Source organism: Bacillus sp. FSL K6-0923 (genome assembly GCF_038630825.1).
Taxonomy (GTDB): Bacteria; Bacillota; Bacilli; order Bacillales; family Bacillaceae; genus Bacillus; species Bacillus pumilus.
On sequence record NZ_CP152044.1, the window covers coordinates 1617164 to 1631871 of the forward strand.

A 14708-nucleotide genomic window follows, 5' to 3' on the forward strand; every position below is an offset into this window, starting at 1 on the left:
CAAATCGAGGAGGAAAATAAATGTTACGCTCACTTTACTCAGGAATTAGCGGAATGAAAAACTTCCAAACAAAATTAGATGTTGTAGCCAATAACGTGGCCAACGTCAATACACACGGTTACAAAAAAAGCCGTATCACTTTTAAAGATATGGTCAGTCAAACAATTTCAAGCTCAGGTGGACCGACGAACAACTCGGGTTCGATCAACTCAAAGCAAGTTGGTTTAGGATCTTCTTTATCATCTATTGATAAAATCATGTCAGCAGGAGCTTCTCAAAATACAGATGAACCTTACGACTTTTATATCAATGGAGACGGATTTTTCCGTATTCAAAGTCAAGGAGAAATTCTTTATACAAGAACTGGGAATTTCAAACCTGATTCAGAGGGAAGTTTAGTCACTTCTGATGGAAATTACCTGCTTGGAATGGATGGACAAAAGATAACGATTCCAGAAGGCATTTCAAGTGTAAGTGTAGGTCCAGATGGGACGATTTCGGTTGTTGAAAACAATGTATCAAGAACCGTTGGTCAAGTATCACTGGTATCTTTCCGTAACGCAGGTGGGTTAGACAAAGTTGGTGACAACCTTTACCGCCAAACGTTAAGTTCAGGTGCACCAAGTAACCCTATCGTACCTGGTCAAGAAGGAACGGGCGTCATCCAAACAGGCCGACTTGAAATGTCAAATGTTGATTTAACAGACGAGTTTACTGAAATGATTATCGCGCAGCGTGGATTCCAATCGAATGCAAAGACGATCACAACATCTGATGAAATTCTGCAAGAGCTTGTGAATCTGAAACGATAGGAGGTAGGGGGAGCGGATGAACGCTTCTCTGCTTAATATGATTGAAGTGACAAGATTGAATGGCAAAGGATTTATGCTGAACGCTCTCCATATCGAGCAAATCGAAAGCTTTCCAGACACAACCATTACATTAGCCAATGGAAAGAAATTCGTTGTGAAAGAAAATGAAGAGCAACTTCAAGAGAAAATCATTTCTTTCTACAGAAAAATCCAAGTCATTTCATTGAATCAAGGAATAGAGGAATTTGAATGAAGAAGAAATTAGTCGTAGTAATGCTAATCATGATTATTGCCATCGGCGGAATAGGAGCAGGCATCATTTTTCTGCTGAATGGTTCAGAAGAAGCAAAAGCTGAAAAAGAGCCAACAGCAGATGAAGTCGCAAAAGCTTCTGTTGAAATTCCTGAGATTATCACCAATTTAAAGTCTGAAGGAAATGCGGTCAAACTTGTATTGAATATTGAAACAGACTCTGAAAAAGCAAAAGAAGAGCTTGAGAAAAGAAGTTTTCAAGTGAAAGACGCCGTAATTGACATTTTATCAGACACAAATGCAGATGAACTTGATGGCAAAAAAGGCAGAGAACATTTTAAAACACTAGTCAAAAACAAAGTGAATAACTATTTGCAAGATGGCAAGGTGAAAGAAGTATATATAACCTCCTTTAATCTGCAATAGAGGCGATTAATTGACACGATGGAGGTGAAGAAATGTCAGGAGAAGTGCTTTCCCAGAATGAGATCGATGCATTATTATCCGCCATATCAACAGGTGAAATGGATGCAGAAGAGCTGAAAAAAGAAGAAACGACGAAAAAAGTAAAGGTGTATGATTTTAAACGTGCACTTCGCTTTTCAAAAGACCAGATTCGAAGTTTAACAAGGATTCATGATAACTTCGCTAGACTGCTCACCACGCACTTTTCAGCTCAGCTAAGATCATATATTCAAATTACTGTCAGCTCGGTTGACCAAGTACCATACGAAGAATTTATTCGTTCGATTCCTAATATGACATTATTAAACTTATTTTATGTCAGCCCGCTTGAAGGAAGAATCATGCTTGAAGTGAACCCAACAATCGGCTATGCCATGATGGACAGGCTGATGGGCGGGATTGGCATTAGTCATAATAAGACAGAATCACTTACAGAAATCGAAACAAAGATTATCTCAAACATGTTTGAGGGAGCTTTGGAAAATTACAGAGAAGCGTGGCAGTCTATAACCGACATCGAGCCTGAAATGGCAGATTTCGAGGTAAATCCCCAGTTTGTTCAAATGGTGTCACCAAACGAAACAGTTGTCGTCATTTCTCTTAATACACAAATTGGCGAGGTAAGCGGGGTTATTAACCTATGTATTCCTCATGTTGTATTAGAGCCTATTATTCCGAAGCTGTCTGTACACTACTGGATGCAGTCTGAACGAAATGAACCAAAACAACAAGAAACAAAGGCCATTGAAAAACGGATTATGACGGCAAAGATACCGGTAGTCGCAGAGCTAGGGGAATCGGAAATGACGGTGGAAGAGTTTTTGAATTTGGAAATTGGTGATTGTATTGCCTTGGACAAACCAGTAAATGCGCCTCTTACTGTTATGGTCGGAAATAAACCGAAATTCTTGGGACAGGCCGGCCGCGTGAATCGGAAACAGGCGATTCAAATTCTAGATCACGACATAAGAGGTGAAGAAGATGGAGAATAACGGAAGTAAATTATCACAAGACGAAATCGATGCGCTCCTTAAAGGAGGTAGCAATGACGATATAGAGCCTGATACAGTCCTTTCTGCAATGGAGCAAGATGCCATTGGAGAAATTGGAAATATTTCATTCGGCAGTTCTGCTACAGCACTTTCAACCCTATTAAATCAAAAAGTGGAGATTACCACTCCAACTGTGACAGTGATTCAAAAAAGTATGCTGAATGAGGAGTTTCCTCATCCGTATGTCGCGATTGAAGTGAATTATACGGAAGGCTTCAGCGCGAGTAACCTGCTTGTCGTCCAGCAAACAGATGCAGCAGTCATTGCGGACTTAATGATGGGCGGAGACGGGACAAATGCTGACCCTTCTTTAAGCGAGATTCACTTAAGTGCGGTGCAAGAAGCAATGAACCAAATGATGGGTTCTGCTGCGACATCCATGTCGACTGTCTTTAATAAAAAGATTGATATTTCTCCGCCTCGCGTCGAATTACTTGATGTGAAAGAAGGAGAAGGAACAGACCGGATCCCAGCTGAAGAAATGCTTGTCAAAGTGTCCTTCAGATTAAAAATAGGTGAACTCATTGATTCAAATATTATGCAGCTTTATCCTATTACATTTGCGAAGGATTTAATTGCAGAATTAACAGACCCTGCGCAAGAGGAAGAGCCGGTTCAAGAAGCTCAAGTGACTACACCTGAACCTCAGCAGGCAGCGCCGCAAGCGCAATCTGCACCAGCGCCGCAAGCAGCTCCGCCGAAAAGACAGGCGAAGCCAAAGCCGGCAGCACCTGTAAATGTGGCACCAGTTGAATTTGAAGCATTCAGTGAGCCTCAGCATACAACAAGCCAGCTTGGAAATCTTGATATGCTGATGGATATCCCGCTCTCCATTACGGTGGAACTTGGAAGAACTCAGCGAAGTGTCAAAGAAGTTCTTGAGCTTTCAGCAGGAAGTATCATTGAACTGGACAAACTTGCTGGTGAGCCAGTAGACATTCTAGTTAACAAACGAATCGTCGCCAAAGGGGAAGTCGTTGTCATTGATGAGAACTTTGGTGTTCGTGTGACTGATATTTTAAGTCAGTCGGAAAGACTTTCTAATTTAAAATAAACAAACATACAGGGAGAGAATAAGTAAATGGCTACTAAGGTATTAATCGTAGATGATGCAGCATTCATGAGAATGATGATAAAGGATATTCTTGTGAAAAACGGATTTGATGTAGTAGGAGAAGCAGAAAACGGCGCTCAAGCAGTTGAAAAATACAAAGAAACGTCTCCAGATCTTGTCACAATGGATATTACAATGCCAGAAATGGACGGGATCACAGCACTAAAAGAAATTAAACAAATTGACGCTTCTGCAAAAATCATCATGTGTTCTGCAATGGGGCAGCAGTCAATGGTTATTGACGCGATCCAAGCAGGTGCAAAAGACTTTATCGTGAAGCCGTTCCAGGCAGACCGTGTACTTGAAGCAATTAATAAAACGTTAGGCTAAAAAAGGGTGTAAGACTTGTTGAAAAAACGTTTGATATGTATAGCAATGATCAGTTTTATGCTTTTCTTAACGATACAGCCTGCCTCACTGTTTGCTGAAACGAAAGATCCTGAAAATGGCACAGTGAATGACTGGCTCAAAGAAGAGAAGAGCAGCAAAAAGGATACAGAAAAGACAACCACTGACAATCAAACGACTCCGGCAGAAGAAGTTCCCTCTTCTTCTGTCTCCATTATGGATTTTGTCAAAATGATTGGTGCCTTACTTTTTGTCATCCTGCTTATATATGGATTGGTGAGATTTGTTGGTAAGCAAAACCGCTTACTTAAACCATTTCGCTATGTTGAAAATATTGGCGGAACGACGGTTGGCCAAAACCGTTCAGTCCAGCTTATCAAAGTGGGAAAACGAGTATTAGTTGTCGGAGTAGCGGACTCAATCCAGCTACTAAAAGAAATTGATGATGAACAAGAATGTGAAGCGATCGTGCAACAATACGAAGAAGCGATGGAAAGCAAAACAGATTTACCAAAAATCGTTCAAAAATTCACATCTCAGATAAAGAAACAGGATCAGCCAACCACTTCTTCTTTTTCAGCCAATTTGAAGGCGCAGCTAGCCGAATTGAAAAAGACCCAATCAGAAGTCAGAAAGAAAGGCCCGAAACAAAATGAATGAGTTTATCGATTTATTTAATTCCAGCGGTGCAGGGAATATTAGCACGTCTGTCCGTCTTCTTTTACTTTTAACCGTATTTTCGGTTGCACCAGGCATTCTCATTTTAATGACGTGTTTCACACGAATTGTGATTGTACTTTCATTCGTTAGAACGTCCCTTGCAACCAACTCAATGCCGCCAAACCAAGTGCTTGTAGGGCTTGCTTTGTTTCTTACATTCTTTATCATGGCACCTACGTTCTCAGAGATTAATAAAGAGGCACTCACGCCGCTTTTAAATGATGACATTACGCTCAATCAGGCATATGAAAAAGCCGAAGTGCCCATTAAAGAGTTTATGAGTAAACATACGAGACAGAAGGATTTGGCTTTATTTCTTAGTTACGCAAAAATGGATACACCTGAATCGATAAAAGATATTCCGTTAACGGCGATGGTACCTGCTTTTGCGATTTCAGAATTAAAGACGGCATTTCAAATTGGTTTCATGATCTTTATTCCATTTTTAATTATTGATATGGTCGTCGCAAGTGTCCTGATGTCAATGGGGATGATGATGCTTCCGCCGGTTATGATATCGCTCCCTTTTAAAATATTGTTATTTGTTTTAGTCGATGGATGGTATTTGATTGTTAAATCTTTGCTGCAAAGCTTTTAGAGTAGGTGCTTAAAACATGAGTTCAGAATTTGTCATTACGATGGCTGAAAGATCAGTGTATGTGGTATTGCTTGTCAGTGGGCCGCTTCTAGCGCTCGCTCTTATTGTGGGACTGATTGTCAGTGTGTTTCAGGCAACAACCCAAATTCAAGAACAGACGCTTGCGTTCATTCCTAAAATTGTTGCAGTTCTTATTGGGCTTGTTGTGTTTGGTCCATGGATGCTGTCAACCATTGTGTCCTTTACGACAGAGCTGTTCTCGAATTTAGATCGATTTGCAGGTTAACGAGCGATGTCAATCATAGAATTATTCCCTGCTTTTCTATTAGTTTTTATTCGAATCACCGCTTTTTTTGTGACAGTACCGCTTTTAGCGCATAGAACGATCCCGGCTGTACACAGAGTTGGATTCTCACTGTTTTTAGCTGTAATTAGTTTTAGCACGATTAAGGAACCGCCAGCACTCGACATAGACGGTCTTTATATGATGCTTGCGGTGAAAGAAGCAATGGTCGGGCTTCTACTTGGTTTGATTGCATATATCATGGTGTCCGCTGTTCAAATTGCCGGCTCATTTATTGATTTTCAAATGGGCTTTGCGATCGCCAATGTAATTGATCCGCAAACAGGGGCACAAACGCCGCTGATGGGGCAGTTTTTTTATACGGTCACATTGCTATTGATGCTGGCAACCAATGCACACCACCTGCTGCTTGATGGAATCTATTACAGCTTTCAGTATATTGCAGTTGATCAGTACGCACTGAATTTCGGCAGTGAATCCTTTGCTTATTTTATTGCAAAGAGCTTCAACCAAATGTTCATCATTGCCTTTCAAATCTCAGCACCGGTTGTCGCCAGCTTGTTTTTGGTCGACTTGGCACTGGGCATTGTGGCACGAACAGTTCCGCAGATGAACGTTTTTGTTGTCGGACTTCCTATTAAAATGGGTGTGAGTTTTATTATGATCATCATCTGTATGGGCGTCATCTTCGGAGTTGTCCAAAATACATTTGATACGATTGTACTCACCATGAGGAATTTCTTAGCATTGGTCGGTGGTTCGTCATGATGACAAGGCTTAGACTAGACTTGCAATTTTTCGCAGGTGAAAAAACAGAAAAAGCAACGCCGAAAAAGAGACAAGATTCACGTAAAAAAGGCCAGGTTGCCAAAAGTACCGACGTCAATACAGCCATCTCATTTCTATTAATCTTTTTATCATTCTTTTTTATTGGGCCTTTTATGAAAGAGCGTATTATTGCGCTCATTGAACGTTTTTATTCAACAACCATGCTAATGAAGGTTAGCACATCTAATATTCATCAACTATTTGTGGAATTGCTTCAGGAAACAGGACTCCTCCTCATGCCAATCCTTGGTGTTGGTATGCTGGCAGGGATCATCAGTAACTATTTGCAAGTTGGCTTTCTCTTTTCGACAGAAGTAATCAAACCGAAATTAGAAAAACTCGATCCAATCAAAGGGTTTAAACGAATATACAGTATTCGAGCCCTCGTTGAGCTATTAAAATCCATTTTGAAAATTGGTTTAATTGGTTTTGCCACATTTATTGCACTTTGGATGCACTTTGACGAAATCCTGAGGCTTCCTTTATTAACAGCAGAGGAAACCCTTCATTTCGTTGCAAATATGACCTTGATTATGGGGTTATATGCAGCAGGTGCTCTCATGATCTTAGCAGGGCTTGATTATATGTATCAGAAATTTGATTATGAAAAAAACTTACGGATGTCCAAACAAGACATCAAAGATGAGTATAAAAAATCTGAGGGTGACCCGCTCATAAAATCAAAGATTAAACAGCGTCAGCGGGAAATGGCCATGAGACGGATGATGCAGGAAGTCCCAAAAGCGGACGTCATCATTACAAACCCAACTCACTATGCAATTGCTTTGAAATATGACGAAGAAAAAATGGACGCGCCCTTTGTTGTGGCAAAGGGAACAGATATTTTGGCTTTGAAAATTAGAACGATTGCGAAAGAGCACGATATTATGACCGTAGAAAACCGGCCGCTCGCTCGTGCACTCTATGATCAGGTCGACATCGACCAAGCGGTGCCAGAGGAATACTTTAAGGCGATCGCAGAAATTTTAGCATATGTTTATAAAACGAAACAAAAGATTTTATGAATTTTTGGTTTTAAAAGGAGAGAACAGGCATGTCAGCAAGAGATTTATCTGTTTTATTCAGTGTTATTTTAATTGTGGCGATGCTGGTCATACCGTTTCCGCCAATGCTATTAAGTATTTTAATCATTATTAATATTTCTCTTGCGCTTATCGTGCTTCTCACCACAATGAACATGCAAGAACCACTGCAATTTTCAATATTTCCATCATTGCTTTTGCTCTTAACGCTGTTTCGGTTAGGGCTTAACATCTCTACAACACGTTCTATCCTATCAACTGGAGACGCTGGAAAGGTTGTAGAAACGTTTGGTTCATTTGTTGTTGGAGGAAATATACTCGTGGGTCTGGTGGTCTTCCTTATTCTGATCATCATTCAATTTGTTGTAATCACCAAAGGGGCTGAGCGTGTTTCAGAGGTTGCGGCAAGATTTACCCTTGATGCGATGCCAGGGAAACAAATGAGTATTGATGCAGATTTAAATGCAGGGATGCTGACAGAAAGTGAAGCGAGAAATCGCCGTGAAAAAGTAGCGAGAGAAGCAGACTTTTATGGTGCGATGGATGGGGCAAGTAAGTTCGTCAAAGGGGATGCCATCGCAGGTATTATCATCGTTATTATTAATATTATTTTTGGGATTATTATTGGGATGCTTCAGCAAGGAATGTCGATTCAAGAGTCAGCTTCCCACTTTACATTATTAACGGTAGGAGATGGGATTGTTTCTCAAATTCCTGCACTTCTCATTTCAACAGCGACAGGGATTGTCGTCACAAGGGCTGCTTCTAATGGGAACCTTGGGTCAGATATCACTGAACAGCTGTTTGCATTCCCAGCTATGCTTTATGTCACAGCAGGTACGATCTTCCTTCTTGGGTTGTTTACTCCAATCGGCGTACTTTTGACAGGACCGATCGCAGGTTTACTTGCCCTCGGCGCATACTTGATGTCAAAAAACAAACAGGATCAAGAAGAAATAGAAGAGGTACTAGAGGAACAGGCAGAGGTAGAAGAGATGAAAAGCCCCGAAAGCGTCATTCACCTTCTCCAAATGGATGCCATTGAATTTGAGTTTGGCTATGGTCTGATTCCGCTAGCCGATGCAAATCAAGGCGGTGACCTGTTAGACCGAATTGTGATGATCCGAAGGCAGCTTGCCCTTGAACTCGGTCTTGTGATTCCAGTTGTCCGGATTCGGGACAACATTGCACTTAACCCAAATGAGTACCGACTAAAAATAAAAGGGAACGAAGTGGCAAAAGGCGAGCTCCTGCTTGATCACTACTTAGCGATGTCGCCTACGCCTGATGATGATCCGATTGAAGGAATCGAAACAATCGAGCCATCCTTTGGTCTTCCGGCTAAATGGATCTCAGAAGCAGAAAAAGATCAGGCTGAGATGCTCGGCTATACGGTTGTAGATCCTGCATCTGTTGTGTCTACTCACATCACAGAGAAGATTAGACAAAACACACACGAACTGCTCGGACGTCAAGAAACGAAGCAATTAATCGATCATCTGAAAGAAAGTTATCCTGTCTTAGTGGATGAAGTGACCCCGAATCCACTAGCAGTTGGTGATATTCAAAAAGTGCTTGCAAAACTGCTGAAAGAAAAAGTTTCTATTCGAAATCTTGTCACCATTTTTGAGACGCTTGCAGACTACGGAAAATTAACGACGGATACAGATTTGTTAACAGAGTATGTCAGACAGGCACTGGCAAGACAGATTACTGCACAATATGCGAGAGAAAATGAATCGCTCAAAGTTGTGACATGCTCAGGTCGAGTGGAAAAGGTGATTGCTGACAGTGTACAGCAGACAGAGCATGGCAACTACTTATCGTTAGATCCAGAATCCTCTGAAAGTGTGATTCAATCAGTGGCGAGAGAAATTGAACAGCTTTCGCTTCGTCAGGAAACGCCGGTTCTATTGTGCTCACCTCCTATAAGAATGTACGTCAAGCAGCTGTTAGAAAGATATTTCCCGGACTTACCGGTATTATCTTATAACGAACTAGAAGCAAATGTGGAAGTACAGAGCATCGGAGTGGTGGATATCTAATGAAAATGAAAAAAATCATAGCGAATTCAATGCAGGAGGCAACGATTCAAATTAGGCAGCAGCTTGGGAAGGATGCCGTCATTTTAAATTCCAAAACCGTTGTGAAACGAAAGCTATTCGGTTTAAAAAAACAGCAAATGGTTGAAGTGATTGCAGTGCTGGATCAAGATTTTGAAGAAAGAGCGGGTAAAGGTGGACATCCTGCGCCTCCTCTTCCAGTATTTCCGAAAAAGGAGCACGTTCAACACCGGCCTGAAGAGCCGCCTTTTGCTCCTGAGGCAGTGAAACCAGCACCTTCTCAAGCTCAGCCTTTAGAATATGAGAGAAATGAGCGGCATGCTGGTATTCTGCCAGACTCTCTCATGGCAATCGATCAAAAGCTGAAGGATCAAGGTCTTGATGATGCCATTCGAGACGAATGCCTAAAAGGTCTTTTAACGAAGGGTGCTGTCAAGGAAGATCAAATTCATAAAGAACTTGAACAACTGCTGACAGATATGCTGCCGGCTCACACCTCTGATGAGCCGATGATACGTTCAAAATACATTGTGCTGTTTGGTTCAACTGGCGCTGGTAAAACAACAACGATTGCAAAGCTCGCTGCCAAAACGGCCATTCAGAAGCAAAAGAAAATCGCTTTTATTACAACAGATACGTACCGAATTGCAGCGATCGAACAACTGAAAACATATGCGGAACTGCTCAATGCACCACTTGAGGTTTGTTATTCTAGAGAGGATTTTGTGAAAGCTCAAGAGACCTTTAAAGAGTATGATCATATTTTCGTAGACACAGCGGGTCGTAACTTTAAAGAAGAAGCGTATATCAAAGAGCTGACAGACATCATTCCATTTAATGAAAGCATTCAAAGTTTCCTAGTGATGAGTGCGACCTCGAAGTATCAGGACATGAAAGCCATGATTAAACGCTTTGAACACGTTCCAATCGATCAATTCATTTTTACAAAGGTAGATGAAACAGACACGATGGGAACCATCTTTCAAATCATTGCAAACTCTCAAATTGGACTTGGCTTTTTAACAAATGGTCAAAATGTTCCTGAGGATATTCTTGAGGGCTCTCCTCTTGAATTAACAAGGATGGTCTTACAATGATGAAGCCCGACCAAGCAGAAGGTTTAAGAAAGCTCGTTCAGCAGAATCAAACGATTCCACCAGCTCCTCTTGGTATAAGCGGACAGGCAAAAACCATTGCTGTCATGAGTGGTAAAGGCGGGGTTGGAAAATCGAATTTGACGCTGAATATGGCACTGTCTATCGCAAATGCAGGTAAGCGAGTGTTAGTCATCGACCTTGATTTTGGTATGGGGAATATTGATATTTTACTAGGGAAAACATCGACCAGCTCTATATTAGATGTTCTTGTCAGGAAGAAATCCTTCCAAGCGGCTATGACTCAAGGAACGAACAACCTATATTACATTTCTGGCGGAAGCGGACTTGAACAGCTGTTTTCTTTAGATAAAGATCAATGGTCGTTCTTTCTTGAGGAAATGGAAAGAATGATGCACGACTTTGATTGTATCTTCTTTGATATGGGGGCTGGCCTTTCAAAAGATCAACTGCCTTTTGTTTTATCAGCAGGGGAAGTAGTGGTTGTGACAACGCCAGAACCAACATCGATCATGGATGCTTACAGCGCAATTAAACACTTAGCGATTCATCAGTTCGAACAATCTGTGCAAATCATTGTCAACCGGTGTAAAACCCCGTCAGAAGGGTCTGAAACCTACAGAAAATTAGCAGGAGTGGTCACATCATTTCTACACAGAAAACTGGTATTTGCTGGCGCTGTGCCGGATGATCCTGCGGTTCCAAAAGCAGTGGCCGAACAAATTCCATTTTATATGAAGCAGCCTCATTCAAGGCTAAGTAAAACGATCAAGATGCTGGCAGAAACACTTTATCAACAGCAGATAAGAGAGGCACAGAGAGAGCAGCATACGTTTATAGATAAGTTGTCCTCTTTTTTTAAAAGGAGGAAGGTGGACTCGTGATTAGAGTGCTTGTAGTAGATGACTCGGCCTTTATGCGAAAGCTCATTAGTGATTTCCTAAGTGCCGAGCAAGAAATAGAAGTCGTCGGAACGGCGCGAAATGGGGAAGATGCCTTAAAACGGATCAAGGAACTGAATCCAGATGTCGTCACATTAGATGTGGAAATGCCTGTTTTAAATGGAACAGAAGCATTAAAACAAATTCTGGCTGAACACGACCTTGCCGTGATTATGGTGTCAAGCCAGACAAAGCAAGGGAAGGATTTAACCATCCATTGCTTAGAACTTGGTGCTTTTGACTTTGTGACAAAGCCTTCAGGAAGTATTTCGCTCGATTTACACAAAGTAAGAGGCCAAATTGTAGAACGGGTGCTTGCGGCAGGGCTGTCAAGGAAACGTACTGAAATGCAGGTTTCTCCTAAGCCTGTGATGAAGCCGCCGATTCCGGTGGCTGCACCTCGCCCGCAAGCAGTAAAAAGCGGCTCACTTCGAAAGATTATTTCAATCGGAACATCAACGGGTGGGCCAAGAGCACTTCAACGAGTCGTCACGAAGCTGCCCAAGGACATAGAAGCACCCATTTTGATTGTGCAGCATATGCCGGCAGGATTTACGGCATCACTTGCTACTAGGTTAGACCATTTATCTCAAATTTCGATTAAAGAAGCACAAGATGGAGACATCGCTAAAAATGGAGTGGCTTACATAGCACCTGGTGGAATGAATATGTCACTTCATGAACAAGGGGCATCCTTAGTCATCAGGCTGTCTCCAGAGGACACAGAAAGCCGGCACAAACCTTCTGTTAACTATTTATTTGAATCCATCAGTCATATAAAGGGTTACGAGAAAATCGCTGTCATTATGACAGGCATGGGTAGTGACGGCACAGAAGGTGTCAAAAAAATGGTCGCAAGCGGTCATACAAAAGTCATTGCAGAAAAAGAAGAATCATGTGTTGTTTTCGGAATGCCTAAATCAGTCATTAAAGCAGGCCTTGCACATGAAACAAGGCATGTGGATGACATCGCACATGCAATTATAAGCTCCATGAATAAAGAGAGGGCGTGAACACGTTGGATGTAAACCAATACTTAGATATCTTTTTAGATGAAAGCAGAGAACACTTACAAACTTGTAATGAAAAACTTCTTGATTTAGAAAAGAACCCAACCGACTTGCAGCTAGTGAATGATATATTCAGAGCGGCTCACACATTGAAAGGCATGAGTGCAACGATGGGCTACGCTGATATGGCTCAGCTAACACATCACTTAGAAAACATGTTTGATGCCATTCGAAATGAACAAATGATTGTCACACCTGAGTCAATGGACACAATGTTTGAAGCGCTTGATCACCTTGAAGCAATGGTTCAATCAATTGCAGAAGGCGGCGATGGGAAACGCGATGTCACAGAGATTAGTAAAAAGTTAGATGTGACAGGAAGCCATGCTGAGGCAGCTCCTAGTGTTGAAACAGCTGATGTATCAGCGGCTGCTAACGATTTAGACTATAACGAATTTGAACGAACAGTGCTTGATGAAGCGAGAGAACAAGGCTTTAAATGTTATGAACTCAATGTAACATTAAGCGACGCATGCTTATTAAAAGCCGTTCGTGTTTATATGATCTTTGAAAGACTGAACGAAGCAGGCGAAGTCGTTAAAACAGTTCCAAATGCAGAACTTTTAGAATCAGAAGATTTCGAATCTGAATTCAGTATTTCTTATTTATCTAAACAACCAATGGACGAAGTGAAGAAAATCGTGATGACGATCTCAGAAGTTGAACAAGTTGAGATCTCAGAAGTTTCTGCATTTGAAGAAGCGGCTCCAGCTGAAAAACAAGAGGCAAAACCTGAACAGGAAAAAGAAGAAGTCTCTGTGCCTGCTGCGAAAGCACCAGCAAACGATGCGCCAAAAGCAAATGGCAATAACGGTGCAGCTGCCGGCGGAACAAAAACGATTCGTGTCAACATTGACCGTCTCGATTCTCTCATGAATCTATTTGAAGAACTGGTGATTGACAGAGGCCGTTTAGAACAGATTGCCAAAGAATTAGAAAATAATGAACTCACAGACACAGTTGAAAGAATGACACGTATTTCTGGAGATCTGCAATCGATCATCCTGAACATGAGAATGGTTCCTGTTGAAACGGTGTTTAACCGATTCCCTCGTATGATCCGTCAATTGACAAAAGAGCTGAATAAGAAAATTGAACTGATCATTGAAGGTGCTGAGACAGAGCTTGACCGAACAGTTATCGACGAGATTGGAGATCCGCTCTTACACTTACTTAGAAACAGTCTAGATCACGGAATTGAATCGCCAGAAGAACGTGTGAAAAAAGGCAAGCCAGAAAAAGGCACCGTTCTATTAAAGGCGTATCATAGCGGAAACCACGTCTTCATTGAAGTAGAAGATGATGGCGGCGGAATTAACCGTAAGAAAGTGCTTGAAAAAGCATTAGAGCGCGGCGTTATTACAGAAAGAGAAGCAGAGACACTTGAAGATCATCAAATTGATTCATTGATCTTTGCAGCAGGATTCTCTACAGCTGATACGATTTCTGACATCTCTGGCCGCGGTGTAGGCCTTGACGTTGTGAAAAACAAGCTGGAATCACTGGGCGGATCTGTGAGTATCAACTCAACAGAAGGACAGGGCTCACTATTCTCGATTCAGCTTCCGCTTACATTATCGATTATTTCTGTACTTCTTGTGAAACTGGAAGAGGAAACATTTGCGATTCCGATTTCTTCTATTATTGAAACGGCTGTCATTAAGAAAAGCGACATCCTTCAAACGCATGATCGTGAAGTGATTGATTTCCGAGGATTTATCGTACCGGTCGTGTACTTGAAGAAACAATTCCACGTACCAAATGCGAATGAATTAGAGGAAGAACTGCACATCATCGTTGTTCGTAAAGGAGATAAGCTGACAGCATTTGTGGTCGATTCATTTATTGGTCAGCAAGAGGTTGTATTGAAATCACTAGGAGATTACCTGCCAAACGTGTTTGCGATTTCAGGCGCAACAATCCTAGGCGACGGTCAAGTTGCACTCATCGTTGACTGTAATGCACTGATCAAGTAAAAAACAA

At 41.6% G+C, this 14708-nt stretch carries 16 protein-coding genes; all 16 read left to right on the forward strand.

Annotated features, from left to right (window positions below):
- Positions 1–20: 20 nt before the first annotated feature.
- Genes flgG through MHI16_RS08230 form a run of 16 tightly spaced genes read left to right on the forward strand, consistent with a single transcriptional unit; the run spans position 21 to position 14701 of the window.
- A complete protein-coding gene (flgG, locus tag MHI16_RS08155) occupies positions 21–812 on the forward strand; it encodes a flagellar basal body rod protein FlgG (RefSeq protein WP_058013990.1) in 792 nt (263 codons plus the stop codon).
- A 37-nt stretch (positions 813–849) separates the two neighbouring features.
- Positions 850–1065: a flagellar FlbD family protein gene (locus MHI16_RS08160; RefSeq protein ID WP_034620035.1), complete on the forward strand. Its 216-nt coding sequence runs from the start codon at positions 850–852 to the stop codon at positions 1063–1065.
- Positions 1062–1490 (forward strand): flagellar basal body-associated protein FliL, encoded by a 429-nt coding sequence (gene fliL / locus MHI16_RS08165; RefSeq protein WP_058013989.1) that lies wholly within the window; start codon positions 1062–1064, stop codon positions 1488–1490. Before MHI16_RS08160 ends, fliL begins: the two co-directional genes overlap by 4 nt.
- A gap of 32 nt (positions 1491–1522) precedes the next feature.
- Complete coding sequence (gene fliM / locus MHI16_RS08170; protein WP_003212239.1) at positions 1523–2521, forward strand: flagellar motor switch protein FliM; 999 nt, start codon at positions 1523–1525, stop codon at positions 2519–2521.
- On the forward strand, positions 2511–3635 hold the full coding sequence (gene fliY, locus MHI16_RS08175) for a flagellar motor switch phosphatase FliY (protein ID WP_058013988.1): 1125 nt from the start codon (positions 2511–2513) through the stop codon (positions 3633–3635). Before fliM ends, fliY begins: the two co-directional genes overlap by 11 nt.
- Positions 3636–3662: 27 nt before the next feature.
- A complete protein-coding gene (locus tag MHI16_RS08180) occupies positions 3663–4025 on the forward strand; it encodes a response regulator (RefSeq protein WP_007499584.1) in 363 nt (120 codons plus the stop codon).
- Between the two features lie 18 nt (positions 4026–4043).
- Positions 4044–4703 (forward strand): flagella biosynthesis regulatory protein FliZ, encoded by a 660-nt coding sequence (gene fliZ / locus MHI16_RS08185; protein WP_058013987.1) that lies wholly within the window; start codon positions 4044–4046, stop codon positions 4701–4703.
- Positions 4696–5361: a flagellar type III secretion system pore protein FliP gene (fliP, locus tag MHI16_RS08190; protein ID WP_007499580.1), complete on the forward strand. Its 666-nt coding sequence runs from the start codon at positions 4696–4698 to the stop codon at positions 5359–5361. The genes fliZ and fliP overlap by 8 nt, the downstream gene beginning before the upstream one ends.
- Positions 5362–5377: 16 nt before the next feature.
- Entirely contained in the window at positions 5378–5647 is a 270-nt protein-coding gene (fliQ, locus tag MHI16_RS08195; protein WP_003211206.1) for a flagellar biosynthesis protein FliQ, read from the forward strand.
- A 6-nt stretch (positions 5648–5653) separates the two neighbouring features.
- Positions 5654–6433, forward strand: a complete 780-nt coding sequence (fliR, locus tag MHI16_RS08200; protein WP_012009967.1) for a flagellar biosynthetic protein FliR — start codon at positions 5654–5656, stop codon at positions 6431–6433.
- Positions 6430–7518: a flagellar biosynthesis protein FlhB gene (gene flhB, locus MHI16_RS08205; protein WP_058013986.1), complete on the forward strand. Its 1089-nt coding sequence runs from the start codon at positions 6430–6432 to the stop codon at positions 7516–7518. The genes fliR and flhB overlap by 4 nt, the downstream gene beginning before the upstream one ends.
- A 29-nt stretch (positions 7519–7547) precedes the next feature.
- Positions 7548–9581: a flagellar biosynthesis protein FlhA gene (gene flhA, locus MHI16_RS08210; RefSeq protein WP_058013985.1), complete on the forward strand. Its 2034-nt coding sequence runs from the start codon at positions 7548–7550 to the stop codon at positions 9579–9581.
- Positions 9581–10696 carry a flagellar biosynthesis protein FlhF gene (flhF, locus tag MHI16_RS08215; RefSeq protein ID WP_058013984.1) on the forward strand — a complete coding sequence of 372 codons (1116 nt, stop codon included), beginning with the start codon at positions 9581–9583 and terminating at the stop codon, positions 10694–10696. The genes flhA and flhF overlap by 1 nt, the downstream gene beginning before the upstream one ends.
- Positions 10693–11598, forward strand: a complete 906-nt coding sequence (locus MHI16_RS08220) for a MinD/ParA family protein (RefSeq protein ID WP_058013983.1) — start codon at positions 10693–10695, stop codon at positions 11596–11598. Before flhF ends, MHI16_RS08220 begins: the two co-directional genes overlap by 4 nt.
- A complete protein-coding gene (locus MHI16_RS08225) occupies positions 11595–12668 on the forward strand; it encodes a chemotaxis response regulator protein-glutamate methylesterase (protein WP_169056518.1) in 1074 nt (357 codons plus the stop codon). The genes MHI16_RS08220 and MHI16_RS08225 overlap by 4 nt, the downstream gene beginning before the upstream one ends.
- A gap of 5 nt (positions 12669–12673) precedes the next feature.
- On the forward strand, positions 12674–14701 hold the full coding sequence (locus tag MHI16_RS08230; protein WP_058013981.1) for a chemotaxis protein CheA: 2028 nt from the start codon (positions 12674–12676) through the stop codon (positions 14699–14701).
- Positions 14702–14708: the final 7 nt, after the last annotated feature.